Below are 26,228 nucleotides of genomic sequence, written 5' to 3'. Positions count from 1 at the left end.
CCGACCTCCCCGGCGAAAGCCGGGGCCCAGATGGAGGAGCGCTGGAGTGGGTTCCAGAAACGCGGCGTCGATCCCGTCAGCCCAAGCGCCATGGGATCTGGATCCCGGCTTTCGCCGGGAAGGTCGGAAGAAGAGGGGGAGAGCATGAAGCAAGCCCGCAAACCCCTGGCCGACTCCCCCGCCGTCCACGACCAGGTCTACGACTCCATCCGCCAGGCGCTGATCACCGGCCGGATCGCGCCGGGCAAGGGCGTGTCCTTGCGCACCCTGGCCGCCGAGCTCGGGGTCAGCCCGATGCCGGTGCGCGATGCGGTCCGCCGCCTGGTCGCCGAGCGGGCCCTGGCGATCAATCCGGCCAACAAGCGGTTGTCCGTCCCCTCCCTGACCGCCGACCGGCTGGAGCAGCTGTCCCTGGCCCGGCTGTGGGTCGAGCCCGAGCTGGCGGCCAGAGCCGTCACGAGGGCCGCGACCCAGGTCGACGCCGGCCTGATCCGCCAGCTGCAGGCGATCGACGCCGAGGTCGACGAGGCCCTGCGGCTGGGCGACGTCGACCGCTACATGACCGCCAACCATGCCTTCCATTTCGCCCTCTACGAACGAGCCGGGGCCGAGGTGCTGCTGTCGATGGCCGGCGGCCTGTGGCTGCAGATCGGACCGTTCATGCGGGTGGTGTTCGGCCGGGTCGGGGCCGACGGCCTGGTCGCCGACCGCCACGCCGAAGCCATCGAGGCGCTGAAGGCCAAGGACGCGGACGGCGCCCGCCGGGCCATCGCCGCTGACCTGTCCGAGGGCATGGACAAGATGCGCGCGGCCGTGGGGACCGACGCATGAGTCGGGTGCTTGACACTTCCGCCGATGGCGCGAACTGTGATCACAATCCTCCGGATCTCCTCGCGTGACCTTGCCCGCCGACATCACCGAGCGTCTCACGCGTCTGGCCCTGCCCGGCCGGGCGGTGATCGACGGCGCGCTGGTCGAGGCCGCCTCGGGCGCGACCTTCCACAACATCTCGCCACGTGACGGCCAGGTGCTGAACCCGGTGACCGCCTGCCAGACGCAGGACGTCGAGCGGGCTATCGCCAGCGCCCGCGCCGCCTTCGAGGACGGCCGCTGGCGCGACCTGGGGCCCCGCCAGAAGAAGAAGGTCCTGTTCCGCCTGGCCGAGCTGATGGAGCGCGACGCCGAGGACCTGGCCCTGCTGGAAAGCCTGGACGTCGGCAAGCCGATCTCCGACGCCCGCAACGTCGACATCCCGCTGGCGATCGGCACGTGCCGTTGGTACGCCGAGGCGCTGGACAAGGTCTATGGCGAGGTCGGCGCGTCGCCGGTCGACCGCCTGAGCTACGCGGTCCACGAGCCGCTGGGCGTGATCGGCGCGATCGTGCCGTGGAACTTCCCGCTGCACATGGCGATGTGGAAGGTCGCGCCGGCCCTGGCCATGGGCAATTCGGTGGTCCTCAAGCCCGCCGAGCAGTCGCCGCTGACGGCGCTGAAGCTGGGCGAGCTGGCCCTGGAAGCGGGGCTCCCGGCGGGCGTGCTGAACGTCGTCCCCGGCCTGGGCGGCGTGGCCGGCGAGGCCCTGGCCCTGTCGATGGACGTCGACATGATCGCCTTCACCGGCTCGGGCCCGGTCGGCCGCAAGCTGATGGAATACTCCGCTCGCTCGAACCTGAAGCGGGTCAGCCTGGAGCTGGGCGGTAAGTCGCCCCAGATCGTGTTCGCCGACTGTCCCGACCTGGACGCCGCCGCCCAGGCCGCGGCCTGGGCCGTGTTCTATAACCAGGGCGAGGTCTGCACCGCCGCCTCGCGCCTGCTGGTCGAGGCCTCGATCAAGGACGCCTTCCTCGAGCGGGTCGTCGCCGTGGCCAAGGCCATGGTGGTCGGCGACCCGCTGGACCCGGCCACCCAGTTCGGGGCCATGGTCAGCGAGCGGCAGATGAACACCGCCCTCGACTATATCGCCACCGCCGACAGCCAGGGCGCGCGGCGCGTGCTGGGCGGCCAGCGGATCCGCCAGGAGACCGGCGGCTTCTATGTCGAACCGACCATTTTCGACCGCCTCGACCCCGACCACACCCTGGCCCGCGAGGAGGTGTTCGGGCCGGTGCTGGGGGTGATGAGCTTCGACGGCGAGGACGAAGCCTTGGCCCTGGCCAATGACACCGTCTACGGCCTGGCCGCCGGTCTCTGGACGTCCGACATCAACCGCGCCCTGCGCGGCGCGCGGCGGCTGAAGGCGGGCCTGGTCTGGGTCAACGGCTGGGACGCCTGCGACATCACCATGCCGTTCGGCGGCTTCAAGCAGTCCGGCTTTGGCCGTGACCGCAGCCTTCACGCGTTGCACGAGTACGCCGACCTGAAGTCGGTGTCCGTGACGCTGAGGTAGCCGCAAATGACCCTGAACCTTGTCGAAACCGAAGCCTTCATCGATGGCCTCTGGATCGAAGGCGCCGCGACCTTCGAGGTGTCGAACCCGGCCGACGGGACGGTGATCGCCCAGGTCGCCGACCTGGGACCTGGCGAGACGCGGGTGGCGATCGAGGCCGCGCATCGGGCCTTCCCGACCTGGGCGGCCAAGACCGCCAAGGAGCGCGGGGTGATCCTGCGCCGGTGGAGCGACCTGATGCTCGCCCACACCGAGGACCTGGCCCGACTGATGACCGCCGAGCAGGGCAAGCCGCTGGCGGAGTCGCGCGGCGAGGTGGCCTATGGCGCGGCGTTCATCGACTGGTTCGCCGACGAGGCCAAGCGCGCCTACGGCCACACCATCCCGACGCCGATGCCGGGCAAGCGCCTGGCCTCGATCAAGCAGCCGGTCGGCGTCTGCGCCGCCATCGCGCCGTGGAACTTCCCGATCGCCATGATCACCCGCAAAGTCGGCCCGGCCCTGGCCGCCGGCTGCACGGTGGTGGTCAAGCCGGCCGCCGAGACGCCGCTGTGCGCCCTGGCCATCGCTCGGCTGGCGGTCGAGGCCGGCGTGCCGGCCGGCGTGTTGAACGTGGTCACCGGCAGGGATTCCAGCGCCATCGGCAAGGCCCTGTGCGACGACAGCCGGGTGCGGAAACTGTCGTTCACCGGTTCGACGCCGGTCGGCAAGATCCTCTACGCCCAGTGCGCCGGCACGATGAAGAAGCTCAGCCTGGAGCTGGGTGGCAACGCGCCGTTCATCGTCTTCGACGACGCCGACCTCGAGGCCGCGGTCGACGGCGCCATCGCCAGCAAGTACCGCAACACCGGCCAGACCTGCGTCTGCGCCAACCGCCTGCTGGTCCAGGCCGGGATCCACGACGCCTTCGTCGCGCGCCTGGCCGAGAAGGTCGCGGCGATGAAGGTCGGACCCGGCACGGGCGAAGGCGTCACCATCGGTCCGCTGATCAACGACAAGGCCATCGTCAAGGTCGAGAGCCTGGTGCGCGAAGCGGTCTCGGCCGGGGCCAAGGTGGTGACCGGCGGGCAACGTCACGACCTGGGCGGGCTGTTCTACCAACCCACCGTCCTGACCGACGCCACGCCCGACATGCGGCTGTTCCAGGAGGAGATCTTCGGCCCGGTCGCCCCGGTCGTGAAGTTCCACACCGAGGCGCAGGCGATCGAACTGGCCAACGCCACGCCCTTCGGTTTGGCTGCGTATTTCTACAGCCGCGACGTCGGCCGCTGCTGGCGCGTGGCCGAGGCGATCGAGGCGGGCATGGTGGGGATCAACGAGGGGCTGATCTCGACCGAGGTGGCGCCGTTCGGCGGCGTCAAGGAGTCGGGGTTGGGTCGCGAGGGGTCTTCCGAGGGCTTGGACGAGTATTTCGAGACCAAGTACCTGTGCTTTGGCGGGGTCGGATGATCGCCGAACTCACCCGAACCCTCCCCGACCTCCTCGCCAACGAGCGCGCCCGCTTCGTCGCCGAGCACCCGCGCTCGATCGCCATGGCCAAGGCCGCTTCGGCCGTCTGGCGCGGCGGGGCGCCGATGCACTGGATGAACGACTGGGCCAGCCCCAGCCCGATCTTCGCCGCGCAAGGCGTGGGAGCCCAGGTCACCGACGTCGATGGCAGGCTCTATGACGACTTCTGCCTGGGCGACACGCCGGCCATGTTCGGCCACGGCGACGCCTCGGTGGCCGCCGCCATCGCTGACCAGGCTAGGCGCGGGACGGGCTTCATGCTGCCGACCGCCTCGGCGGTGATCGTCGGCAAGCTGCTGGCCGAGCGCTTCGGCCTGCCGCTGTGGCAGACGGCGACCACGGCCAGCGACGCCAACCGCGCGGCGATCCGCTGGGCGCGGGCGGTGACCGGACGTCCGGTGATCCTGGTGTTCGACGGCTGCTATCACGGCATGGTCGACGATGCGTTCGTGGTGCTGAAGGACGGCGCAAGCGTCATGAAGCCGGGCCTGGTGGGTCAGGTCCATGATCTCACCGCCACCACCCGCGTGGTCCCGTTCAACGATCTCGAAGCGCTGAAAGCGGCCTTGGCGCCGGGCGACGTCGCCGCCGTGCTGGCCGAGCCGGTGATGACCAATTGCGGGATGATCCTGCCCGAGCCCGGCTTCCACGACGCCCTGCGCGAACTGACCCGCGCGGCCGGGACCCTGCTGGTCATCGACGAGACCCACACGATCTCGACCGGTCCCGGTGGCTATACCCGCGCCCACGGCCTGGAGCCCGACGTCTTCGTGCTGGGCAAGGCCGTGGCCGGCGGCATCCCCGCCGCCGTCTGGGGCGTGACCGCCGAGCTCTCGGCGCGGATGGACGAAGCCCAGGCGCGGATCGGACCGGGCCAGTCAGGGATCGGCACCACGCTATCCGGAAACGCCCTGGCCATGGCCGCCATGCGGGCCATGCTGTCCGAGGTGATGACCGACGCGGCCTATGCCCGGATGCTGGCCGGGGCCGCGCGGCTGGTGGCCGGCCTGCGCGGCGTGATCGCGGCGCGAAGGCTGACCTGGTCGGTGGTCCATGTCGGGGCCCGCGTCGAGCTGGTCTTCGCCGACCCGCCGCCAAAGGACGCCGCCGCCATGCGGAAAATACTGGACCAGGATGCGGTCGAAGCGCTGCATCTGTGGCTGATCAACCGAGGGGTGCTGATCGCGCCCTTCCACAACATGATGCTGGTCTCGCCCGTCACCGACGACGCGGCGATCGACCGGCTGGTCGCGGCCATCGATGGGTTCGCGATCGCGATGGGGGAGATGGGATGAGTTTTTCGCGGGTGCAGCGCCCCCTCCGTCTCGATGCGTATCCGCATCGATCCACCTCCCCCGTTTCACGGGTGAGGAGGGTGAGTTTCATCCTCCCCCGTGAAACGGGGGAGGGGGACCGCGAAGCGGTGGAGGGGGCGTCCGCATGAGCCAGGTCGCCGACATCCAGGAATGCCGCGACTTCCTCGCCGCCCATCCGCAGGTGAAGTTCGTCGAGGTGTTCTTCACCAGCATGACCGGCGTGCCGCGCGGCAAGCGGCTGCGGGTGCATGAACTGGAGGCGATCTACGACTACGGCCGCTTCCTGCCCGGCTCCATCCTGGTGGTCGACACCACCGGGGCCGACTGCGAGGACACCGGCCTGGTCTGGGAGGACGGCGACGCCGACCGCCGGGCGCGGCCCGTGCCCGGCACGCTCACCCTCGCGCCGTGGCTGGGTCCCGACGTCGCCCAGGTGATGCTGTCGCTGTACGAGCTGGACGGGACGCCCAACGACCTCGACCCCCGCCACGTGCTGCAGCGGGTGCTGGACCGCTACGCCGCCGACGGCCTGACGCCGGTCGCGGCCTGCGAGCTGGAATATTATCTGGTCGACCAGCAGCGCGGCCCGCGCGGCGAGCTGATGCCGGCGAAGTCCGCGCAGACCGGCCAGCATCCGACCGGCATCCAGGTCTATGGCCTGCCGGAACTGGAGGCCCACGCCCCGTTCCTGCGCGAGCTGTGGGACACCGCCGACGTGCTGGGCGTGCCGCTGGAAGGCGCGATCTCGGAGTTCGCTCCGGGCCAGGTCGAACTGACCCTGAAGCACAAGCCTGACGCCCTGCGGGCCGCCGACGACGCGGTGCTGTACAAGCGCGCCGCCAAGGGCGTGGCCCTGCGCCACGGCTGCGAGGCGACCTTCATGGCCAAGCCGTGGAGCGATCGGGCCGGCAACGGTTTCCACGTCCATCTCAGCGTCAATGACGCGGCCGGCAATAACCTGTGCGCCGCCGAGGACCTCGAGGGCTCGGCCCTGCTGAAACACGCCATCGGCGGCATGAAGGCGCTACTGGGTGAGGCCATGGCGATCCTGGCGCCCAACGCCAACAGCTATCGCCGCTTCAAGGCCAACAGCTATGCGCCGGTGGCCCCGACCTGGGGCGTCAACAACCGCACGGTCAGTCTGCGTGTCCCGGCCGGTCCGCCGCCCACCCGCCACGTCGAGCACCGCGTGGCCGGGGCCGACGCCAATCCGTACCTGGTGATGGCCGTGCTGCTGGCCAGCGCTCACCACGGCCTGACCAACAAGCTCGATCCCGGCCCGGCCGTGATCGGCGACGGCTATGCGGCGGCGGCCAAGGAGAACATCCGGCTGCCGTCCAACTGGTTCGCGGCGGTCGATCTGTTCGAGCGATCGGCCGTGCTGCGCGACTATCTCGGCGACCGCTTCGTGGACATGTTCGTCTCGGTCAAGCGCACGGAACAGGCGCGGTTCTTCGAGGTCGTCACCGAACTGGATTTCGATTGGTATCTCCGCAACGCCTGAAGGCTGAGTAGCCGCCTAGGGCAAGGCATCGCACGGAACACGAGGGAGTTTCGAATGAGCGGATACAGGAACGGCGGGGCCTCGCGGCGCTCGCTTCTCACGGCCTTCGGCGCGGCGGCCATTGGCCTGTCGTTCACCGCCTGCGGCCAGAAACCCAAGCTGGAGCCCGGCCAGGAAGAGCCCAAGCTGAACTTCTACAACTGGGACACCTATATCGGCGAAACCACCCTGGGCGACTTCAAGAAGGCGTCCGGCGTCGACGTGAACATGAGCCTGTTCGCGACCAACGACGAGCTGTTCGCCAAGCTGAAGGCGGGCAATCCAGGCTTCGACGTCATCGTGCCGTCGAACGAGTTCGTCACGCGGATGAGCCAGGCCGGCATGCTGGAGCCGCTGGACCACGCCAAGATCCCGAACCTGAAGAACGTCGACCCGTCGTTCCTGAACCCGGACTTCGACCCGGGCCGCAAGTACTCGATGCCCTACACCTGGCTGCTGCTGGGCATCGGCTATCGCAAGAGCAAGGTCGACGGCGTGCCCGACAGCTGGAAGTGGCTGTTCGACAGCGACAGGTACAAGGGCAGCATCGCCCTGCTGTCGGAAAGCGCCGACCTGGTGCGCCTCTGCGCCAAGTATCTGGGCCACTCGGTCAACGACATCCCGGCCGACATGATCCCCAAGATCGAGCAGATGCTGATCAAGCAGAAGCCGTTCGTGAAGGCGTTCCACGACGACAACGGCCAGGACCTCTTGGTCTCCAAGGAGGTCGACCTCGTCCTCGAATACAACGGCGACATCGCCCAGGTGATGAAGGACGACCCGGACATCGGCTTCGTGGTGCCCAAGGAAGGGTCCTTGATCAACTCCGACACCCTGTGCATCCCCAAGGGCGCGCCGCGGCCGAACAACGCCCACGCGTTCATCAACTATCTGCTGGACGCCCAGGCGGGGGCTGAGATCACCAAGACGATCCTCTACCCGACCCCCAACGCGGCGGCCAAGGCGCTGATGCCGGCCAGCTACCGTGAAAACCCGGTGATCTTTCCGCCCGCCGACGTGATGGCCAAGTGCGAGTACGGCGCCTTCGAGGGGGCCCAGAAGGCCAGCCTCTACGAGGAAGTCATCACGCGGGTGCGGGCGGCTTAGGGACGGGTGATTTCTCCTCCCCCGCGATGCGGGGGAGGTGGCCCGGAGGGCCGGAGGGGGCCAGCACGGCCGATCTCCAGCTCGCCCCCTCAGTCGCTCCGCGACAGCTCCCCCGCATCGCGGGGGAGCAGATTCAGGAACGGGGATCTCGATGGAGCAATCCTGGAAACAGGCCAAAGCCGTCTTCGCCGCGGCGCTGGGACCGCCGCTGGTGTGGCTGGCGCTGTTCTTCCTGGCGCCGATGGCGATCGTCTGGGCCTACAGCTTCGGCCACAACGAAGGCCTGACGCAGATCGCCATCAGCGGCACCTTCGCCAACTACGCGCGGGCGATCGAGCCGCTGTATCTGAAGATCTTCCTGAAGTCGGCCTGGGTGGCCGGCCTGACCACGGGCCTGTGCCTGGTGCTGGGTTTCCCGGTGGCCCTGGCCATCACCTTCGCCTCCGACAAGGCCAAGACCTGGCTGTTGCTGCTGATCATGCTGCCGTTCTGGACCAACCTGCTGATCCGCACGTACGCCCTGATCGCCGTGCTGCGCACCGAGGGCTACATCAACCAGAGCCTGGAATGGCTGTGGAAGGGCGGCAGCGGTTTCGCGGCGATGGTCGGGCTGCAGCCGCTGGGCGACTTCCAGCCGCTGGAACTGCTGCACAACAATTTCGCGGTGATCCTGGGCCTCGTCTACGTGCACCTGCCGTTCATGGTGCTGCCGCTCTATTCGGCCCTGGACCGCCTGGACAAATCGCTGCTGGAGGCCAGCCTCGACCTTGGGGCCGGGCACATGCGGACCCTGTTCAAGGTGGTCGTGCCCCTGGCCCTGCCGGGCATCGCCTCGGGGATCCTGATCACCTTCATCCCGGCCCTGGGCGCCTATCTGACGCCGGACCTTTTGGGCGGTCCCGACAGCCAGATGATCGCCAACATCATCGAGCGCCAGTTCAAGCGCGCCAACGACTGGCCGTTCGGCGCGGCCATGTCGTTCGTGCTGATGTACCTGACCTTCATCGCCATCGCGATCCAGGCGCTGCTGGCCAAGCGGACGCCGGAGGCAAGGGGATGATCGTGTTGTTCGGAACCCTGACGCCCCCTCCGTCACGGCGCGTATTCGCGCCGCGCCACCTCCCCCGTTTCACGGGTGAGGAGGATGCGGTTTCCTCCTCCCATGCGAAGCGGGGGAGGTGGATCGCTGCGGATACGCAGCGAGACGGAGGGGGCGCTCGATGACCCGCAAATCCCCCCCCGGTCCCCTCGAATACCTCCGCCGCTGGCCGATGCAGGCCTGGCTGGCGATGGTTGGGATCTTCCTCTACGCGCCGCTGGTCGCCCTGATGGTGTTCAGCTTCAACGACAGCCGGCGCAACATCGTCTGGCAGGGCTTCACGCTCAAATATTACGACAAGCTGTTCAACGACTCCGCCCTTCTGGAGGCGTTCGGCAACAGCCTGACGATCGCGGCGGCGTCGACGGTGATCAGCCTGGTGCTGGGGGCTTCGGCCGCCCTGGTGCTGTGGCGGTTCCGCTTCCCCGGCAAGACCGTGCTGGACGGGGCTCTGGCCCTGCCGATCGTGGTGCCCGAGATCTGCATGGGCGTGGCCATGCTGGTGTTCTTCGCCAAGGTCATGCCCTGGCCGCAGGGGATGGTCTGGCCGCTGAACCTGGGGGCGATCATCATCGCCCACGTCTCGTTCTCGTTCCCGTTCGTGGCGGTAGTCGTGCGGGCCCGCATGGCCAGCTTCAACCGCGAGATGGAGGAAGCCGCCCGCGACCTGGGGGCCGGCGAGTTCCGCACCATCCGCGACGTGATCCTGCCGCACATGGCCCCGTCGCTGGTGGCCGGGGCGTTGCTGGCCTTCACGCTGAGCCTGGACGACTTCGTCATCACCTTCTTCACCGCCGGGCCCGACACGGTGACCTTCCCGGTGAAGGTCTATTCGATGGTCCGCTTCTCGGTGACGCCGGAGGTCAACGCGGCCTCGACGGTGCTGATCGTGCTGACCGTGCTGCTGACCGCGGCGGCGTTGAAACTGCAGGGGGATCCCGCCGCGACGGCGGGTCATGGGGGCGAGAAGTCGTGAGCGAACCGAAACCCATCATCACCTTCGAGAACATCACCAAGCGCTTCGGCAAGATGGTGGCCGTCGACAACGTCTCGCTGACCATCAACGAAGGCGAGTTCTTCTCGCTGCTGGGGCCGTCGGGCTGCGGCAAGACCACCCTGCTGCGGATGCTGGCCGGCTTCGAGACCCCGACCGAGGGGCGGATCCTGATCGACGGCCAGGACATCTCCAACGTGCCGCCCAACAAGCGGCCGGTGAACATGGTGTTCCAGTCCTACGCCGTGTTCCCGCACATGACCGTGGCCGACAACGTCGCCTACGGCCTGGTGGTCGACAAGGTGGCCAAGGCCGAACGCGACCGGCGGGTCGACGAGGCGCTGGAGCTGGTGCAGCTGGGGGGCCTCGGCCATCGCAAGCCCGACCAGCTGTCGGGCGGCCAGCGCCAGCGCGTGGCCCTGGCCCGGGCGCTGGTGAAACGTCCCCGGGTGCTGCTGCTGGACGAGCCGCTATCGGCCCTGGACGCCAAGCTGCGCGAGCAGATGCGCACCGAGCTGTGCACCCTGCAGGAGAAGGTCGGGATCACCTTCATCATGGTCACCCACGACCAGGACGAAGCCCTGGCCCTGGCCTCGCGCTGCGCGGTGATGAGCCGGGGCGTGCTGCAGCAGGTGGCCACGCCCAGCGACCTCTACGAGTTCCCCAACAGCCGCTTTGTGGCCGACTTCATCGGCAGCGTGAACCTGTTCGAGGGGGTGCTGGCCGTGGACGAGCCCAGCCACGCGGTGATCCGCTCGCCGGACCTGCCGGTCGATATCTTCCTGGACCACGGCGTCACCGGCGCGCGCGGCGGCACGGTCTGGGCGGCGATCCGGCCCGAGAAGATCGAGCTGCACAAGAAGGCCGGCGACGAACCGCCCAACCTCGGCGACTGCCCGAAAGGCACGAACGCGGTGGCGGGCGTCATCAAGCACGAGGCCTATCTGGGCGGCCAGTCGACCTACGAGGTCGAGATCGGCTCGCCTCCCACTGGGGGCCGCCGGATCAAGGTCCACCGCTCGAACCTGACCCGCTGGGACCAGGAGGATTTCAAGCTGGGCGAGACGGTGTGGCTGTGCTGGCACGCGTGTTCGCCGGCGGTGTTGTTGTCGTGACCCACTTGCCCCCTCCGCGCTTCGCGCTCCTCCCCCGGAGGGGGAAGAAGGATCCTTCCGCCCGCCTTTGGGGGCGGACGATCGCGCAGCGATCCGGTGGGGGGAGCGAAGCGACCAGAAGAAAAGACCGAGGAGCCCACCGATGACCGTCCCGATCCGCAACCACGACATCGCCGAGCTCCGACGCCTGGACCTGGCCCACCACCTGCCGGCCCAGGCCGATCACAAGGTCATCGCCGAGTTGGGCGGCAGCCGGATCATCACCCGGGCCGACGGGGTCTACATCCACGACGGTGACGGCCATCAGATCCTCGACGGCATGGCCGGCCTGTGGTGCGTCAATGTCGGCTATGGCCGCACCGAGCTGGCCGACGCCGCCTACGAGCAGATGCTGGAGCTGCCGTACTACAACACCTTCTTCAAGACCGCGACGCCGCCGACCGTGACCCTGGCGGCCAAGATCGCGCAGAAGATGGGCGGCCATCTGAGCCACGTGTTCTTCAACTCGTCGGGCTCCGAGGCCAACGACACGGTCTTCCGTCTGGTCCGCCACTTCTGGAAGCTGAAGGGCCAGCCAAGCCGCACGGTCTTCATCAGCCGCTGGAACGCCTATCACGGCTCGACCGTGGCCGGCGTCTCGCTGGGCGGCATGAAGCACATGCATGTGCAGGGCGACCTGCCGATCCCGGGGGTCGAGCACGTCATGCAGCCCTATCCGTTCGGCGACGGCTTCGGCGAGGATCCGGCCGCCTTCCGCGACCGCGCGGTCCAGGCGATCGAGGACAGGATCCTGGAGGTCGGCCCCGAGAACGTCGCGGCCTTCATCGGCGAGCCGGTGCAGGGGGCGGGCGGGGTGATCATCCCGCCGGACGGCTACTGGCCGGCGGTCGAGGCCCTGTGCCGCAAGTACGGGATCCTGCTGGTCTGCGACGAGGTGATCTGCGGTTTTGGACGGCTGGGCCAGTGGTTCGGCCACCAGCACTACGGGATCAAGCCGGACCTGATCGCCATGGCCAAGGGCCTGTCGTCCGGCTACCTGCCGATCTCGGCCGTCGGGGTCGCCGACCACATCGTCGCCGAGCTGCGCGAGAAGGGCGGCGACTTCATCCACGGCTTTACCTATTCGGGCCACCCGACCTGCGCGGCCGTGGCGCTGAAGAACATCGAGATCATCGAGCGCGAAGGCCTGGTCGAGCGCACCCGCGACGACACCGGGCCCTACCTGGCCAAGGCGCTGGCCAGCCTGAACGACCATCCGCTGGTCGGCGAGACCCGTTCGCTGGGCCTGATCGGCGCTGTCGAGATCGTCCGCGAAAAGGGGACCAACCATCGCTTCCTCGACAAGGAGGGCGAGGCCGGGCCGATCGTGCGGGACCTATGCATCCAGAACGGTCTGATGGTCCGCGCCATCCGCGACAGCATCGTCTGCTGCCCGCCGCTGATCATCACCCACGCCGAGATCGACAAACTGGTCGCCATCATCCGCCAGTCCCTGGACGCGGCCGAGCCCGTGCTGCGGGCCTTGAAGCCGGAGGCGGTGTCATGAGGTTAAGTGGGGCGACGGGCGTTGTGCCGGACGCTGCCTATGACGACCCGATCACCGACCACGCGATAGCGCAGCGCATAGGGAGGGACGGCCACGATTTCGCGACGCCCTCGGGTGCTCGTGCGGCCACGTTCCGGATGGTCAGCCAGGCGCTCGCCAGCAGCCAGCAGTCTTTGGCCAAGGCGTTGGGCGGCCAGGGGACGCGACTGGTTGAAGACGTAGGCGACGATGTTGTCGATGTCGGCCAGTGCTTGGTCGGTCCAGATTACTTGCGCCACGAATATGGCGTGGGGAGTTGGTGGGGCGTCCCCAAGGATTTTAGCCACTCCACCACGCGTTCATGGGGGACAACTCTGCCGGCCGCTAGATCGGCGTCCGCCGCCGCATCAGCCGCCAACTCGGCTTCGTCTTCCTCGTCAAAGATGTCGGGTTCCGGCTCGGCCATGCCCTACGATACCAGAAACCTTTCGAGAACAAACCGAGAAAAACCGAGCTTTTGGAGCGTCGCATGAAGCCCAAGCACAACAAGGCCAAGCGCGAGACCACGCTCAATCGGGGCGTCTCGACCCTGGAAGAGGCCCAGGCCTGGTTCGCGCGTCAGAGCATCGAGGAGATCGAGTGCGTGGTGCCCGATCTGGCCGGGGTGGCGCGCGGCAAGATCATGCCGGTGCGCAAGTTCCTCGGCACCCCGTCGATGAACCTGCCGCTGGCGGTGTTCTACCAGACCATCACCGGCGACTTCCCCGAGTTCGAGGGCGCGGTCAGCGCGGTGCAGTCGGATACCGACATCTTCCTGACCCCCGACTTCGCCACCCTGGCCGCCGTGCCGTGGGCCCAGGACCCGACCGCCCAGGTGATCCACGACGCCTTCCACCCCGACGGCCGCCCGGTCGAGGAGGCCCCGCGCCAGGTGCTGCGGCGGGTGCTGGCGCTGTATGCCGACAAGGGCTGGGTGCCGATCGTCGCGCCGGAGATCGAGTTCTATCTCGTCGACAAGAACACCGACCCCGATTACCCGCTGAAGCCGCCGATCGGCCGTTCGGGCCGGCCCGAGACCGGGCGGCAGGGCTATTCAATCAGCGCGGTCAACGAGTTCGATGCGCTGTTCGAGGACATGTACGAGTACTCCGAGCGCCAAGGCCTGGAGATCGACACCCTGATCCACGAAAGCGGCGTGGCCCAGATGGAGATCAACCTGCGCCACGGCAATCCGCTGGAGCTGGCCGACCAGGTGTTCATGTTCAAGCGCACCATCCGCGAGGTGGCGCTGGAGCACGAGATCTACGCCACCTTCATGGCCAAGCCGATGGCCAGCGAGCCGGGCAGCGCCATGCACATCCACCAGTCGATCGTCGACAAGGACGGCAAGAACCTGTTCTCGGACAAGAAGGGTGAGGAGACGGCGCTGTTCCACGGCTTCATCGCGGGGCAGCAGACCTATCTGCCGGCGATCATGGCCATCTTGGCGCCGTACGTGAACAGCTACCGCCGGATCGCCAAGGACTCGGGCGCGCCGGTCAACACCCAGTGGGGCTATGACAACCGCACCTGCGGCCTGCGCGTGCCGCCGTCGGACCCGGCCAACCGCCGGCTGGAGAACCGCATTCCCTCGTCGGACGCCAACCCTTATCTGGCCATCGCCGCCTCGTTGGCGGCGGGGTATCTGGGCATGGTCCAGGATCTCAAGCCCGCAGCGCCGGTCGACACTGACGCCAGCGTGTTGGGCGTGCAGCTGCCGCGCAGCCTGACGGAATCCCTGAAGCTGTTCGAGCAGTGCGAGCCCCTGGTCGAGATCCTGGGTCCGATCTTCTGCCAGGCCTATGACCGCGTGAAACAGGCCGAGTACGAGACCTTCATGCGCACGATCAGCCCGTGGGAGCGGGAGTTCCTGCTGCTGAATGTGTAGCGGTCACTGGCCCCCTCCGGGCCTGCGGCCCTCCTCCCCCGGAGGGGGAAGAAGGCTGGCGCGCACCTTCCGCCCCCTCCGGGGGCGGACGACCGCGAAGCGGTCAGGTGGGGGCAAGTGATGGGCGGGAACTGGTACGAAGCCACCGCTCACGACCGCTCCGACCTGCCGCCCCTGAGCGGCGACACCCAGACCGACGTCTGCGTCGTCGGCGCCGGCTTCACCGGTCTCGGCGCGGCCCTGGCTCTGGCTCCGCGCGCCAAGGTCGTCGTGCTTGAGGCCGACCGCATCGGATCCGCCGCCACCGGCCGCAACGGCGGTCAGGTCCATACCGGCCAGCGGCGCGACCAGGCCTGGCTGGAGACGGCGGTCGGCCGTGACGACGCCATGGCCCTGTGGCGCTTGGCCGAGGACGCCCGCGCCCACTTCAGAACCTTGACCGACGCGATCTCCTGCGACTGGCGGCCCGGCATGATCCACGCCCGCCACAGGCGCGGCGGCGAGGCCGAGGACGCGGCCTATGTCGCGCTGATGGCCGAGCGCTATGGCTATGACCAGTTCGCCCTGATCGACGAAGCCGAGCTCGCCGCCGAGCTGGGGACCGACGCCTATCACGGCGGTCTGGTCGATCGCGGCGGCGGGCACGTTCACCCCCTGAACCTGGCCCTGGGCATGGCGCGTCAGGCGATGGCGGCGGGCGCCGTGATCCACGAGCGGACTCGCGCCGAGACCTGGCGGCGCGAGGGCGGCAAGATCGTCGTCGAGACCGCCTCGGGCCGTGTCACCTGCGATCAATTGATCCTGACCGGCGACGGCTGCCTGAACGCCATGGCCGGCGCGGCCCGCGCACGTGTCATGCCGATCAACAACTTCATCGCCGTCACCGCGCCGCTGGGCGCGCGGGCCGAAGCCATCATCCGCTCGAACGCGGCGGTGTCGGACAGTCGCTTCGTCGTGAACTATTTCCGCAAGACCGCCGACGGCCGGCTGCTGTTCGGCGGCGGCGAGAACTACCGGCCGGGCTTTCCGCGCGACATCGCCGGGCTGGTGCGCGGCAACCTGCTGAAGGTCTATCCTCAGCTGGCGGACGTCGCGATCACCCACGCCTGGGGCGGGACCCTGGGCATCACCATGAGCCGGATGCCGTTCGTCGGCGAGGTCGCGCCGGGCGTGCGGGTCGCGTCCGGCTATTCGGGCCAGGGCGTGATGCTGGCGCCCTATGTTGGGCGTTTGCTGGCCGACGCGGCGGTGGGCGAGAGGGCTGGGGTAGAGCTACTCGCGCGCGTACCGACCCCGCCGTTCCCGGGCGGACGGCTGCTGCGATGGCCGCTGACGGTGGCGGGGCTCAGCTGGTACGCGCTGCGGGATCGGTTGTAGGTACTTCAGCACCACAAAATCCGTGTCATCCCGGCCGCAGCGAAGCGGAGAGCCGGGACCCAGGGGCCGCCGCAATGCGCTTGGCCCCTGGGTCCCGGACAGCCTCTACGAGGCTTCCGGGATGACACGGAATTTTTAGCTGCCGCACTTCACGCCAACTGCTTCGCCGTCAGCATCGCCACATGCCGCCGCAGCTGGGCGATGCTGCGGTCGAAGAAACCGATGTCACGGTGAGTGCGGGCCTGCATGACCGCGCCCTCCATCGTCGTCAGGATGAACTCCGACAGGCCGCGCAAGTCGGTCCCCGGCGGCAGGCTCGCGTCCTGCAGACAGCCCTCGATGGCGGTGGTCCAGTTGACGAAGTTCTGGGCCAGCAGCTCCCGCACCGGCGGGTCGGGCTCATGCAGCTCCAGGGCCAGCGAGCCGATCGGGCAGCCGTACAGGCACTCGCTCTCCAGCAGCGCCCGGCGATAGGCGTCGAGCAGGGCGAAGATCCGCGCGACCGGGTCCTCGACCCCGCGCCAGGCCGGGTCCAGCAGCATCTCCTGGATGCCGTCGCGGTACATTTCCAGCACCCCGACCAGCACGTCCTGCTTGCCGGGGAAGAAGTGGTAGAGGCTGCCGCTGTTGGCCTGCGAGCGCGAGAGGATGTCCGACACCGAGGTCGAGCCGTAGCCCTTGGCGGCGAACAGCTCCATCGCCGTCAGCAGGATGCGTCGCCGGGTGTCGAGCGGGTTCGAGGGGGCCATGCCGTCTGCGTAGCACGCTTGAATGATCAGTCAACTTTTCGCTTGAACGATCGATCAAGTCGTGTTTGGCTTGAATGGTCATTCAAGACCTGGGGAGGGGATGAGGATGTTGAAATCGACTCTGATCGCGGCGGTCGCGCTGCTGGCCTTCGCCGGAACCGTCCAGGCGCAACAGGCGCGCAGCTGGAAGGATTTCCCGGGCGTCTCGAACACCAGCTATGTCGACGCCGCCGGCCAGAAGGCGCTGCAACTGTCGATGGACATCCCGGCCCCGCCGCACGCGGTGTTCGACGCCTTCGCCACCTCGGACGGCTTCAAGAGCTGGGCGGTGGCCGTGGCGCGGATCGACCTACGCACCGGCGGCGAGATCGAGGCCAGCTACGACCCGAAAGCCCAGATCGGCGACCGCAACAACATCAAGAACCAGATTGTCACCTTCATCCCCGACCAGCTGCTGGTGATCCGCAACGTCCAGGCCCCCGAGGGCTTCGCCGGGAAGGGCGAGTTCCAGAAGACCGTGACGGTGATCGAGTTCCAGCCGATCGACGGCGGCAAGACCCGGGTGCGCCTGACCAACACCGGCTATGGCGACAGCCCCGAGGCCAAGACCGTGTTCGGCCACTTCGAGTGGGGCAACGCCTATACGCTGGCCGAGCTGAAGAAGCGGTTCGAGACCGGCGCGATCGACCGGACCAAGGGCGACGGGGCGAAGAACAACGAGGCGGCCGACAAGGCGGTAAAAGGCAACTAGCGCCGCAGGGCCCCCACCTGACCGCTTCGCGGTCGTCCGCCCCCGGAGGGGGCGGAAGGATCTCCCCTTCTTCCCCCTCCGGGGGAGGAGCGCCGTAGGCGCGGAGGGGGCAAGACGTGTGCAACGCGCCGCCAAGCGCGCTCTCCGATTGACACCCCCATCTCCCCCCGCTCTCCTCGCCGCATGGACTCCACCACCGCTCCGCCCGCCGTCAGCCTCGCCGCGGCGCTCGAACATGCCGAGCGGCTGTTGGAGACCGATCCGCGTCTGGCCGCCGAGCAGGCGCGCGAGATCCTGAAGCTGGTTCCACGCCACGCCGACACCACCCGCGTGCTGGCCGCCGCGCTGCGTCTCTCGGGAGACCCCCAAGCCGCGCTCGACACCGTCGCGCCCCTGGCCCAGGCCCTGCCGAACCTGCCGCTGGCCCAGCTGGAACTGGCCCTGTCCCTCGAGCAGCTGGGCCGCACCGCCGAGGCCGTCCGCGCCTTCGATCGGGCCAGCGCCCTGGAGCCGCGCCTGTCGGAAGCCTGGCGCGGCCTGTCCGAAAACCTGGCGCTGCTGGGGGATGACGCCGGCGCCGAGAAGGCCCTGGCCCGCCAGCTGCGCGCCTCGACCCGCGACCCGCTGCTGGTCGAGGCGGCGACGGCGCTGACCGACAACCGCCTGGGCGAGGCCGAGCGGCTACTGCGTGAGCGGCTCAAGGCCGACGCGGGCGACGTCGCCGCCATCCGCATGCTGGCCGAGACCGGCGCGCGCCTGGGCCGCTATGCCGACGCCGAAAACCTGCTGACCCGCTGCCTCGAACTGGCGCCCAACTTCGCCGCCGCCCGCCACAACCTGGCGACCATGCTGTACCGCCAGAACAAGAACCTCGAGGCGTTGGCGCAGATCGAGACGCTGACGGCCAAGGACGCGCGGCATCCGGGCTACGCCAACCTCTACGCCGCCATCCTGGCGCGGCTGGGCGAGTATGATCGGGCCATCGCCGTCTATGACCGGGTGCTGGCCGACTATCCCAACCAGCCGAAGGGTTGGATGAGCTATGGCCACGCGCTGAAGACGGTGGGCCGCCAGTCGGGCAGCGTCGCGGCCTATCGCCAGGCCCTCGAGCTCGCCCCGACCCTGGGCGAGGTCTGGTGGAGCCTGGCCAACCTCAAGACCGTCAAGTTCGCCGACGCCGACCTGGCCGCCATGACCGCGGCGCTGGAGACGCCGGATCTCTCCGACGACGACCGCCTGCACCTGCGCTACGCCCTGGGCAAGGCGCACGAGGACGCCGAGCTCTGGGACGCGGCGTTCGACCACTACGCGGCCGGCGCGGCGATCCGCCGGAAGCAGCTGGACTACGACCCGGAAGAGAACGCGTCCGACACCGCGCGGACCAAGGCGGTGTTCACCCCGGCCCTGCTGGCCGCGCGGGCGGGGCAGGGCTGCCCGGCCCCGGACCCGATCTTCATCGTCGGTCTGCCGCGCTCGGGCTCGACCCTGGTCGAGCAGATCCTGGCCAGCCACTCGATGGTCGAGGGCACCATGGAGCTGCCCGACCTGATCGTCATGGCCCGGCGTCTGGGCGGCAAGACTGCCACCCGCGCCGAGTCGACCTATCCGGAATCGCTGGCCGACCTCTCCGCCGACGACCTGAAGGCGCTGGGCGAGGAGTTCCTGGAGCGCACCCGCATCCAGCGGAAATCGGGCAAGCCGTTCTTCATCGACAAGATGCCGAACAACTTCGCTCATGCCGGGCTGATCCACCTGATCCTGCCCAACGCCAAGATCATCGACGCCCGCCGCCATCCGCTGGGCTGCTGCTTCTCGGGCTTCAAGCAGCACTTCGCCCGCGGGCAGGGGTTCAGCTACGACCTGACCGACATCGGCCGCTACTACGCCGACTACGTGGAGCTGATGGCCCACTTCGACGCCGTGTTGCCGGGCCGGGTGCATCGGGTGATCTACGAGCACATGATCGCCGATCCCGAACGCCAGATCCGCGCCCTGCTGGACCATTGCGGCCTGCCGTTCGAGGCGGCCTGCCTGTCGCCGCACGAGAACGACCGCGCCGTGCGCACCGCCAGTTCCGAGCAAGTCCGCCGCCCGATCTTCAAGGACGCGGTCGAGCACTGGCAACATTTCGAATCACATCTGGACCCGCTCAAGCAGGCATTGGGTCCTGTGTTGGACGCCTATCCGAACGCGCCCGTTATTTGACCAACTGCTCCGGACCTTGCCATTTCTGCAACACTCACAGGAATTGGCGGCAAACCGAAAATTCAACCTTGCCGGGACGTTAGGCGCAGGCCGAACATCGTTCCATTAGAACGGTAAGGGGAGCGACTGTATGTCGTCGGGATCGGTTCGACTGAAGAAGGCCGGCGTCTGCTCCGCCGCCCTGTTGGCTTCCACCATGTTCACCAGCGTCGCCTACGCCCAAGCGCAGGCGAACCAGAACACCGCCCTCGAAGAGGTGGTGGTCACGGCCCAGAAGCGCAGTGAAAACCTGCAGGACGTGCCGGTCAGCATCCAGGCGCTGGGCGGCGAGAAGCTGGAACAGCTGCAGGTCAGCGCGTTCGTCGACTATGTGAAATACCTGCCCAGCGTCTCGTTCACGACCAGCGGGCCGGGCTTTGGCCAGGTCTATATGCGCGGCGTGGCCAGCGGCGGCGACGGCAACCACTCCGGTTCGCTGCCCAGTGTCGGCGTCTATCTGGACGAACAGCCGGTCACCACCATCCAGGGCGCGCTGGACATCCACGTCTACGACGTCGCCCGGGTCGAGGCTCTGGCCGGTCCGCAAGGCACGCTGTACGGCGCCAGCTCCCAGGCCGGCACGCTGCGAATCATCACCAACAAGCCCTCGACGGCCGGCTTCGCGGCCGGTGTCGATGTCGAGCTGAACCAGGTCGATCACGGCGGGACCGGCCACACGCTGGAAGGCTTCGTCAACATCCCGCTCTCCGACAAGATCGCCGTCCGCATGGTCGGCTGGGACGTGCGCGACGCCGGCTATATCGACAACGTGGCGGGGACGCGCACCTACGATCGCGGCGACACCGACCCGACCAACGACTACACGATCAACAACAAGGCCCGGGTCCGCGACGACTACAACACCGTCTACACCCAGGGCGGCCGCGCGGCCCTGCGGATCGAGCTGGACGACAACTGGGTGATCACCCCCAGCGTCATGGGCCAGGTGCAGAAGTCGGGCGGCCTGTTCGCCTTCGACCCCAAGGTCGGCGACCTGAAGGTCACCCACTTCTATCCGGAAAGCTCGAAGGACAAGTGGGTCCAGGCGGCGATGACCATCGAGGGCCAGGTGGCCAATCTCGACGTCACCTATTCGGGCTCGTACCTGAAGCGCAACGACGTCACCAACCAGGACTACACCGACTACTCGTACTTCTACGACCAGGTCGGCTACGGCTTCTACTGGACCGACAACGCCGGCAACCTGGTCAATCCCTCGCAGTACATCCAGGGCAAGGACCACTACACCAAGGAAAGCCACGAGATCCGCATCGCCTCGCCGCAGGACCAGCGGTTCCGCTTCGTGGTCGGCGGCTTCTACCAGAAGCAGAAGCACGGCATCTTCCAGAACTACAAGATCGACGGCCTGGGCAGCGATCTCTCGGTGCCCGGCTATACGGGCACCATCTGGTTGACCAAGCAGCAGCGGGTCGACCGCGACAAGGCCGTGTTCGGCCAGGCCGAGTTCGACATCACCGACAAGCTGATGCTGACCGCCGGCATCCGCTTCTTCAAGGCGCACAACACCCTGGTCGGCTTCTACGGCTATGGCGCGGGCTACGGCTCGACCGGCGAGAAGGCCTGTTTCAAGGGGCCGGTGGTGGCGGGCTCGCCCTGCACCAACCTGGACAAGGGCGTGACCGACAAGGGCAACTCGCCGAAGGTGACGCTGACCTACAAGATCGACGGCGACAAGCTGATCTACGCCACCTATTCGAAGGGCTTCCGGCCCGGCGGCATCAACCGCCGCAGCACCCTGCCGCCGTACCACGCCGACTATCTGAAGAACTACGAGGCCGGCTGGAAGACCACCTGGCTGGACAACAGCTTCCGCTGGAACGGCGCGGTGTTCATGGAGGACTGGTCAGGCTTCCAGTTCTCGATCCTGGGCGCCAACGGCCTGACCGAGATCAAGAACGCCAACGAGGCCCGCATCAAGGGCGTCGAAAGCGACGTGACCTGGGTTCCGGTCCACGGCCTGACGATCAACGCCTCGGCCGCCTATACCGACGCCAAGCTGACCGCCAACTATTGCGGCAAGGTCGACACCACGACGGGCAATCCGATAACGACCTGCCCGGCAAAGCGCCCCGATGGGTCCGTCAATCCGGAATTCCCCGACGGGCCTCAGGCGCCGGATGGCACGGCGCTTCCGATCACCCCGAAGTTCAAGGCCAACCTGACGGCGCGCTACGACTTCAGCTGGGGCGACTGGGACAGCTACGTCCAGGGCTCGATCGTTGGCCAGACCAGCAACTGGACCGACCTGCGCCTTAAGGAGCGTGCGATCATCGGCAAGCAGAAGGGCTATCAGACCACCGACATCTCCACCGGGATGAGCAAGGATGGCCTGTCGCTGTCGCTCTACATGAAGAACGTGTTCGACAAGCGGGCCAGCCTGAACCGCTACGCCGAATGCGCCGAGACCGTCTGCGGAACCCAATACTACATCGTCCCGAACCAGCCCCGCACCGTCGGGATCAAGCTCGGGAAGAACTTCTAGGTTTCGAGTTCGAGAGAGAAGGGCGGTCCGGTCGGGCCGCCCTTTTTCTTTTCCCTTCCCCGACCTCCCCGGCGAAGGCCGGGCCCAGATTCATCCGGAGCGCCAGACGTTGATGCGCCTTTCCGCCGAGTCCGGACCCGCTGACACCTGGGGTTCGATCTGGGCCCCGGCCTTCGCCGGGGAAGTCGGATTGTAATGAAGACCTCAGCCTCCCGACCCCTCGGCGTGTGGATGTGCGCGGCCTTGGTCGTGGGCAACATGATCGGCTCGGGCGTGTTCATGCTGCCCGCGTCGCTGGCGCCCTACGGCTGGAACGCGGTGATCGCCTGGCTGCTGACCATCGGCGGAGCCCTGTGCCTGGCCTATGTGTTCGCGCGCCTGGCCCAGGCGTTTCCGCGCGCCGGCGGGCCGTTCGCCTATACCGAGGAGGCGTTCGGCCGCGTGCCTGGCTTCATGGTCGCCTGGGCCTACTGGATCTCGGTCTGGGTCTCCAACGCAGCCCTGGCCATCGCGGCGGTCAGCTATTTCAGCGTCTTCGCGCCCGCGCTGGCCAAGACCCAGGGCCTGGCCGCCCTGCTGACCGTGGCGGTGGTCTGGATCGCCACCGCCATCAACTGCGCCGGCGCGCGCACGGCCGGCTGGACTCAGGTGGTGACCACGGTCCTGAAGTTGGTCCCGCTGATCGCCGTGGCCGGCCTGGCCGCCAGCGTGCTGCTGCACAAGGGGCCGGCGGCGGTCATGCCGTTCCAGCCCTCGGCCCTGTCGGGAAGCGCGATCACCGCCGCCGCGGCCCTGACCCTGTGGGCCCTGCTGGGCGTGGAGACCGCGACCATCCCCGCCGACAAGGTGGTCGATCCCGTCCGCACCATCCCGCGCGCCACCCTGGCCGGCACCGCCTTCGCCGGCCTGATCTACCTACTGGTTTCGTCGGGCGTGCTGCTGCTGACGCCGGCCTCGGTGCTGACCGGCTCGAACGCGCCGTTCGTCGACTTCGTGGCCTTCCACGCCCGCGGCGACTTCAGTCTGGTCCTGGCCGCCTTCGCCGCGATCAGCGCCCTGGGCGCCCTGAACGGCTGGGTGTTGATCCAGGGCGAGATGCCCGCCGCCATGGCCCGCGAGGGCGTGTTCCCCGCCTGGTTCGGCAAGCTGTCGGCCAATGGCGCGCCGGTCCGCGCCCAACTGGTCTCCAGCGGGCTGGTGACCGTCCTGGTGCTGATGAACTACGCCAAGTCGCTGGCCGACACCTTCACCTTCATGGCCCTGCTGGCCACGGCCGCGACCCTGTTCGCCTATCTGTTCTGCTCGCTGGCGGTGCTGCGCCTGCAGGCCCAGGGGCGCATGGATCGCTCGAAGGCCCTCAGCGTTATCGCCGCGATCGGCGCGGCCTATTCGGTCTGGACCTTCTACGGCGCCGGCTGGTCGGTGACCTTCTGGGGCGTCGTGCTGATGGTCGCCGGCGCGCCCGTCTATCTGCTGGTGAGGAAGATCGCCCGCGACGACAGGATTTGAATCCGGTGAAGAACCGCACAGCCAATCTTGGCCTGGCTCATGCATTGTGCATCGCAGCGCAATTTGATTGTGCGATAGCGAAACAACTGTCATGTCAGCGTGGTTAGTCTCACGTTGAGTACGTCCAAGGAGGTCGCCATGACCGAGAATCACTACTACGTCCGCCCCGTCGCCGGGGTGTGGCATGTGACCTGGAACGACTCGGCCGAGCTGATCGGCTGCTATTCCTCGCAACACGAGGCCGAGGCCCTGGCGCAGTTGCTGGCGCGCCACATGCGCGAGCAAGGTCGCAAGGCCGAGGTCCACGTGTTCGAACCCGAGGTCAGAACGCCTTCTTGGGGCCGCAATCGTGCGGCTCACCAGGCGGCGGCGTAGAGTTTTTGCGAATCGAGCGCGGCGGTGTCGCGCTCTCCCTTAGGGGGCGTCCGGTCTTCTCGGCGAAAGCCGGTTTGAAGCGCTGGGGTGGTGGGATTGGCGCTGCAACGACAGCGCGCCCCCGCGTCATCTTTCCAGGCTGCGCTGGGAAGACCGGAGTTTCCACTAAAGGATCAGGGCAGCCAGCCCTCCAGCGCGCGGGCGATGATCCGCGTCGCCTCGTCCGGGCTAAAGGTCGCCGGATCCAGGCACAGTTCCAGCCATAGTCCGTCCACGGTCGCCGTCAGGGCGATGGCGGCCAGGCGCGTGTCGCTTGCGCCGGCGGCGGCCAGCAAGGCCTCCAGCCGGGCGCGGAACGCCGCGTAGGAGGCCGCGTGGATCGCCGCGATGCGCGGCTTGGTCTTCACCAGACTCCAGAACCCGATCCAGGCGGCCAGCAGGCGCGGGTCCAGCACCGGCGGCGCGAAGCTGGCGGTGAGATAGGCCAACAGGCGTTCGCGCGGGCCGGGACCGGCGGCCTCGACCGCCGCCTCCAGCGCCGTGTCGATGCGCTGGCCGACGGCCTCATAGGCGGCGGTGACCAGCTCGTCGACGCCTTCGAAATAGTGGCGCAGCAGGCCGGGCGAGACGCCGGCCTCGGCGCAGATGGCCCGCACCGAGGTCCCGGCCACACCCTCGCGGGCCAGCACCGTCTCGGCGGCGGCCACCAGGGCCTGCCGGCGCACATCGGGGGCTTCACGGGTGAAGGCGGCGCGGGTCATTGGGCCGAGTTCCGAGCAAAACAAACCGTGTCATCCCGGAAGCGCGTAGCGCTGTCCGGGACCCAGGGGCCGGCGCGGTGCGGTTGCCCCTGGGTCCCGGCTCTCCGCTGCGCTGCGGCCGGGATGACACTGGGAATTTGCGGAGGAAAGCCAGTCACCACCCCTCCGGCGGCCGCTCCAGCCGGCTCTCGGGGATCAGCGCCCGCATCTTCCTGCCGAAGCTGCGCAAGCTGACCTCGCTGGTCGCCAGCGGGCCGGCCGTGAAGGTCCGCGAGGCCATGCCCTGCTGGACGCGGGCGACCAGCGCGGTGTCCTCGGCGTTGACCTGGCGGTTGATGCGCCAGTTCAGATACCGCGCCGCCTTCATTTCGCGCCGGTCATCGGGCAGGGCGTAGGCGATCTCGCGGATCATGGTCCTGGTCGCCGAGACCGGGATGAACTGCATGAAGTCCACCTGGTCGGGATAGATGTCGAAGGCGAAGTTCGGCCACAGCTTGAAATAGGTCCACAGTCGCTTGCGGTCGTCCGGCAGGTGCGGAACGTCGGGCAGCAGGTCCTGGTACAGGCGCTCCGACGGGCTGTCGGACGGCTCGTCGATCAGCTGGCCCCACATCTTGTCGACGAAGGTCTTGGCCTCGACCCCATAGCCCTTGCCGAACAGCCGGGTCAGGCCCGGATGGGCGACCGGGATGTGCAGGCCGTCCGAATAGTTGTCGCTGATGTTCTTCCAGTTGACCTCGCGCGGCCGCAGGGTGACGCGGCCGAACGGCTGCAGGTCCTCGAAGCGGTAGGGAGCGACCTCGTCCTCGTAGGGGGCCATCATGGTCGCGACGCTGGGGCCTTCGCCTTCCATCCGCACGAAGACGAAGCCGCGCCAGAGTTCGGTCTCGACCTTGGCCAGACCCTGCTCGTGCATTTGCAGCGCCGGATAGTCGTCGCGCATCGGCACGCCGATCAGCCGGCCGTCCAGGTCGTAGGTCCAGGCGTGGTACGGGCAGACGATCCGGCCGCAGTGGCCCACGGGGCCATCCAGCAGCCGCGCCCCGCGATGGCGGCAGACATTGGCGAAAGCCCGCGCCCCGCCGTCCTTGCCGCGCACCACGACCAGGCTCTCGCCGACGAAGTCGAAGGTGTGGAAGTCGCCCGGCTTGGGGATGTCGTTCAGGTGGCAGACGATCTGCCACGAGGGCCGGAAGATCTTGTCCCGCTCCTCACGGAAGAAGCGCTCGGAGCCGTAGATCCAGCCGGGCAGGCCCCAATTTTCTAAAGGGTCGGCGGCCTGGGGGTCTTCGTTGGAGATCATGGTCACCGGCTTGCCCCCTCCGCGCCTGCGGCGCTCCTCCCCCGGAGGGGGAAGAAGGATCGCGCGCGCCTTCTGCCCCCTTCGGGGGCGGACGACCTGCGAAGCAGGTCAGGTGGGGGCAAGTGAGCCGGCCGC

22 protein-coding genes and 3 pseudogenes are annotated in these 26,228 nt (G+C 68.1%); 17 read left to right on the top strand and 8 right to left on the bottom strand.

From position 1 onward, the window contains the following. Positions 1-144 precede the first annotated feature (144 nt). The 10 genes from AC1DSO_RS03485 (at position 145) to AC1DSO_RS03440 (ending at position 12,615) form a co-directional block, all read left to right on the top strand. A complete protein-coding gene (locus AC1DSO_RS03485; RefSeq protein ID WP_477067512.1) occupies positions 145-831 on the top strand; it encodes a GntR family transcriptional regulator in 687 nt (228 codons plus the stop codon). 64 nt (positions 832-895) lie between these two features. Further along, complete coding sequence (locus AC1DSO_RS03480; RefSeq protein WP_477067511.1) at positions 896-2,386, top strand: aldehyde dehydrogenase; 1,491 nt, start codon at positions 896-898, stop codon at positions 2,384-2,386. Positions 2,387-2,392: 6 nt separating this feature from the next. Next, complete coding sequence (locus tag AC1DSO_RS03475; protein ID WP_477067510.1) at positions 2,393-3,835, top strand: NAD-dependent succinate-semialdehyde dehydrogenase; 1,443 nt, start codon at positions 2,393-2,395, stop codon at positions 3,833-3,835. Beyond that, the gene (locus tag AC1DSO_RS03470) at positions 3,832-5,190 is read left to right on the top strand and encodes an aspartate aminotransferase family protein (protein WP_477067509.1); all 1,359 of its coding nucleotides are present in this window, start codon (positions 3,832-3,834) and stop codon (positions 5,188-5,190) included. Before AC1DSO_RS03475 ends, AC1DSO_RS03470 begins: the two co-directional genes overlap by 4 nt. 145 nt (positions 5,191-5,335) lie before the next feature. Continuing rightward, positions 5,336-6,715: a glutamine synthetase family protein gene (locus AC1DSO_RS03465; protein WP_477067508.1), complete on the top strand. Its 1,380-nt coding sequence runs from the start codon at positions 5,336-5,338 to the stop codon at positions 6,713-6,715. 54 nt (positions 6,716-6,769) lie between these two features. Continuing rightward, positions 6,770-7,861, top strand: coding sequence for an ABC transporter substrate-binding protein (locus AC1DSO_RS03460; RefSeq protein ID WP_477067507.1), 1,092 nt, complete (start codon positions 6,770-6,772; stop codon positions 7,859-7,861). A 151-nt stretch (positions 7,862-8,012) separates the two neighbouring features. Continuing rightward, complete coding sequence (locus AC1DSO_RS03455; protein ID WP_477067506.1) at positions 8,013-8,921, top strand: ABC transporter permease; 909 nt, start codon at positions 8,013-8,015, stop codon at positions 8,919-8,921. A gap of 160 nt (positions 8,922-9,081) precedes the next feature. Then, a complete protein-coding gene (locus AC1DSO_RS03450) occupies positions 9,082-9,936 on the top strand; it encodes an ABC transporter permease (protein WP_477067505.1) in 855 nt (284 codons plus the stop codon). A gap of 53 nt (positions 9,937-9,989) precedes the next feature. Continuing rightward, positions 9,990-11,069: an ABC transporter ATP-binding protein gene (locus tag AC1DSO_RS03445; RefSeq protein WP_477067546.1), complete on the top strand. Its 1,080-nt coding sequence runs from the start codon at positions 9,990-9,992 to the stop codon at positions 11,067-11,069. Between the two features lie 142 nt (positions 11,070-11,211). After that, positions 11,212-12,615, top strand: a complete 1,404-nt coding sequence (locus tag AC1DSO_RS03440; RefSeq protein ID WP_477067504.1) for an aspartate aminotransferase family protein — start codon at positions 11,212-11,214, stop codon at positions 12,613-12,615. Between the two features lie 2 nt (positions 12,616-12,617). Here AC1DSO_RS03440 and AC1DSO_RS03435 read toward each other — a convergent pair whose 3' ends face one another. Together AC1DSO_RS03435 and AC1DSO_RS03430 are read right to left on the bottom strand one after the other, a co-directional pair. Beyond that, the gene (locus AC1DSO_RS03435) at positions 12,618-12,893 is read right to left on the bottom strand and encodes a type II toxin-antitoxin system RelE/ParE family toxin (protein ID WP_477067503.1); all 276 of its coding nucleotides are present in this window, start codon (positions 12,891-12,893) and stop codon (positions 12,618-12,620) included. Next, positions 12,881-13,060 carry an antitoxin gene (locus tag AC1DSO_RS03430; RefSeq protein ID WP_477067502.1) on the bottom strand — a complete coding sequence of 60 codons (180 nt, stop codon included), beginning with the start codon at positions 13,058-13,060 and terminating at the stop codon, positions 12,881-12,883. Before AC1DSO_RS03430 ends, AC1DSO_RS03435 begins: the two co-directional genes overlap by 13 nt. Positions 13,061-13,123: 63 nt before the next feature. Here AC1DSO_RS03430 and AC1DSO_RS03425 point away from each other — a divergent pair, with 63 nt between their 5' ends. Next, the gene (locus AC1DSO_RS03425) at positions 13,124-14,521 is read left to right on the top strand and encodes a glutamine synthetase family protein (RefSeq protein ID WP_477067501.1); all 1,398 of its coding nucleotides are present in this window, start codon (positions 13,124-13,126) and stop codon (positions 14,519-14,521) included. 120 nt (positions 14,522-14,641) lie between these two features. Beyond that, complete coding sequence (locus tag AC1DSO_RS03420) at positions 14,642-15,898, top strand: NAD(P)/FAD-dependent oxidoreductase (RefSeq protein ID WP_477067500.1); 1,257 nt, start codon at positions 14,642-14,644, stop codon at positions 15,896-15,898. A gap of 20 nt (positions 15,899-15,918) precedes the next feature. Here the strand turns inward: AC1DSO_RS03420 and AC1DSO_RS03415 are convergent. Beyond that, positions 15,919-16,026, bottom strand: a pseudogene (locus tag AC1DSO_RS03415) (hypothetical protein); the annotation flags it as partial. Positions 16,027-16,047: 21 nt separating this feature from the next. Beyond that, the gene (locus tag AC1DSO_RS03410; protein WP_477067499.1) at positions 16,048-16,647 is read right to left on the bottom strand and encodes a TetR/AcrR family transcriptional regulator; all 600 of its coding nucleotides are present in this window, start codon (positions 16,645-16,647) and stop codon (positions 16,048-16,050) included. A 106-nt stretch (positions 16,648-16,753) separates the two neighbouring features. Between AC1DSO_RS03410 and AC1DSO_RS03405 the strand changes: the two genes are divergently transcribed. The 5 genes from AC1DSO_RS03405 (at position 16,754) to AC1DSO_RS03385 (ending at position 24,029) form a co-directional block, all read left to right on the top strand. Further along, positions 16,754-17,398: an SRPBCC family protein gene (locus tag AC1DSO_RS03405; protein WP_477067498.1), complete on the top strand. Its 645-nt coding sequence runs from the start codon at positions 16,754-16,756 to the stop codon at positions 17,396-17,398. 183 nt (positions 17,399-17,581) lie between these two features. Continuing rightward, positions 17,582-19,603: a tetratricopeptide repeat-containing sulfotransferase family protein gene (locus AC1DSO_RS03400; RefSeq protein ID WP_477067497.1), complete on the top strand. Its 2,022-nt coding sequence runs from the start codon at positions 17,582-17,584 to the stop codon at positions 19,601-19,603. Between the two features lie 130 nt (positions 19,604-19,733). Further along, positions 19,734-22,145: a TonB-dependent receptor gene (locus AC1DSO_RS03395; RefSeq protein WP_477067496.1), complete on the top strand. Its 2,412-nt coding sequence runs from the start codon at positions 19,734-19,736 to the stop codon at positions 22,143-22,145. A gap of 195 nt (positions 22,146-22,340) precedes the next feature. Next, on the top strand, positions 22,341-23,654 hold the full coding sequence (locus AC1DSO_RS03390; protein WP_477067495.1) for an amino acid permease: 1,314 nt from the start codon (positions 22,341-22,343) through the stop codon (positions 23,652-23,654). 138 nt (positions 23,655-23,792) lie between these two features. Then, the gene (locus AC1DSO_RS03385; protein WP_477067494.1) at positions 23,793-24,029 is read left to right on the top strand and encodes a hypothetical protein; all 237 of its coding nucleotides are present in this window, start codon (positions 23,793-23,795) and stop codon (positions 24,027-24,029) included. Between the two features lie 173 nt (positions 24,030-24,202). Here AC1DSO_RS03385 and AC1DSO_RS03380 read toward each other — a convergent pair whose 3' ends face one another. From AC1DSO_RS03380 to AC1DSO_RS03365, 4 genes and pseudogenes are all read right to left on the bottom strand, one after another. Then, positions 24,203-24,790, bottom strand: a complete 588-nt coding sequence (locus tag AC1DSO_RS03380; RefSeq protein WP_477067493.1) for a TetR/AcrR family transcriptional regulator — start codon at positions 24,788-24,790, stop codon at positions 24,203-24,205. Then, positions 24,787-24,925: pseudogene (locus tag AC1DSO_RS03375) on the bottom strand (hypothetical protein); the annotation flags it as partial. The pseudogene AC1DSO_RS03375 and the gene AC1DSO_RS03380, both read right to left, overlap by 4 nt. A gap of 19 nt (positions 24,926-24,944) precedes the next feature. Continuing rightward, entirely contained in the window at positions 24,945-26,093 is a 1,149-nt protein-coding gene (locus AC1DSO_RS03370; protein WP_477067545.1) for an aromatic ring-hydroxylating oxygenase subunit alpha, read from the bottom strand. A gap of 15 nt (positions 26,094-26,108) precedes the next feature. Further along, positions 26,109-26,219, bottom strand: a pseudogene (locus AC1DSO_RS03365) (hypothetical protein); the annotation flags it as partial. Between the last annotated feature and the right edge of the window lie 9 nt (positions 26,220-26,228).

The organism is Caulobacter sp. P4_E5 (assembly GCF_056401555.1).
This window is presented reverse-complemented; position numbering and strand designations above follow the sequence as displayed.

Excerpts from the sequence above, each read along its gene's own strand:
- AC1DSO_RS03485 (WP_477067512.1), top strand. The coding sequence starts at position 145 with ATGAAGCAAGCCCGCAAACCCCTGGCCGACTCCCCCGCCGTCCACGAC.
- AC1DSO_RS03475 (WP_477067510.1), top strand. The coding sequence starts at position 2,393 with ATGACCCTGAACCTTGTCGAAACCGAAGCCTTCATCGATGGCCTCTGG.
- AC1DSO_RS03470 (WP_477067509.1), top strand. The coding sequence starts at position 3,832 with ATGATCGCCGAACTCACCCGAACCCTCCCCGACCTCCTCGCCAACGAG.
- AC1DSO_RS03465 (WP_477067508.1), top strand. The coding sequence starts at position 5,336 with ATGAGCCAGGTCGCCGACATCCAGGAATGCCGCGACTTCCTCGCCGCC.
- AC1DSO_RS03460 (WP_477067507.1), top strand. The coding sequence starts at position 6,770 with ATGAGCGGATACAGGAACGGCGGGGCCTCGCGGCGCTCGCTTCTCACG.
- AC1DSO_RS03455 (WP_477067506.1), top strand. The coding sequence starts at position 8,013 with ATGGAGCAATCCTGGAAACAGGCCAAAGCCGTCTTCGCCGCGGCGCTG.
- AC1DSO_RS03450 (WP_477067505.1), top strand. The coding sequence starts at position 9,082 with ATGACCCGCAAATCCCCCCCCGGTCCCCTCGAATACCTCCGCCGCTGG.
- AC1DSO_RS03445 (WP_477067546.1), top strand. The coding sequence starts at position 9,990 with ATGGTGGCCGTCGACAACGTCTCGCTGACCATCAACGAAGGCGAGTTC.
- AC1DSO_RS03440 (WP_477067504.1), top strand. The coding sequence starts at position 11,212 with ATGACCGTCCCGATCCGCAACCACGACATCGCCGAGCTCCGACGCCTG.
- AC1DSO_RS03430 (WP_477067502.1), bottom strand. The coding sequence starts at position 13,060 with ATGGCCGAGCCGGAACCCGACATCTTTGACGAGGAAGACGAAGCCGAG.
- AC1DSO_RS03425 (WP_477067501.1), top strand. The coding sequence starts at position 13,124 with ATGAAGCCCAAGCACAACAAGGCCAAGCGCGAGACCACGCTCAATCGG.
- AC1DSO_RS03420 (WP_477067500.1), top strand. The coding sequence starts at position 14,642 with ATGGGCGGGAACTGGTACGAAGCCACCGCTCACGACCGCTCCGACCTG.
- AC1DSO_RS03410 (WP_477067499.1), bottom strand. The coding sequence starts at position 16,647 with ATGGCCCCCTCGAACCCGCTCGACACCCGGCGACGCATCCTGCTGACG.
- AC1DSO_RS03405 (WP_477067498.1), top strand. The coding sequence starts at position 16,754 with ATGTTGAAATCGACTCTGATCGCGGCGGTCGCGCTGCTGGCCTTCGCC.
- AC1DSO_RS03400 (WP_477067497.1), top strand. The coding sequence starts at position 17,582 with ATGGACTCCACCACCGCTCCGCCCGCCGTCAGCCTCGCCGCGGCGCTC.
- AC1DSO_RS03395 (WP_477067496.1), top strand. The coding sequence starts at position 19,734 with ATGTCGTCGGGATCGGTTCGACTGAAGAAGGCCGGCGTCTGCTCCGCC.
- AC1DSO_RS03390 (WP_477067495.1), top strand. The coding sequence starts at position 22,341 with ATGAAGACCTCAGCCTCCCGACCCCTCGGCGTGTGGATGTGCGCGGCC.
- AC1DSO_RS03385 (WP_477067494.1), top strand. The coding sequence starts at position 23,793 with ATGACCGAGAATCACTACTACGTCCGCCCCGTCGCCGGGGTGTGGCAT.
- AC1DSO_RS03380 (WP_477067493.1), bottom strand. The coding sequence starts at position 24,790 with ATGACCCGCGCCGCCTTCACCCGTGAAGCCCCCGATGTGCGCCGGCAG.
- AC1DSO_RS03370 (WP_477067545.1), bottom strand. The coding sequence starts at position 26,093 with ATGATCTCCAACGAAGACCCCCAGGCCGCCGACCCTTTAGAAAATTGG.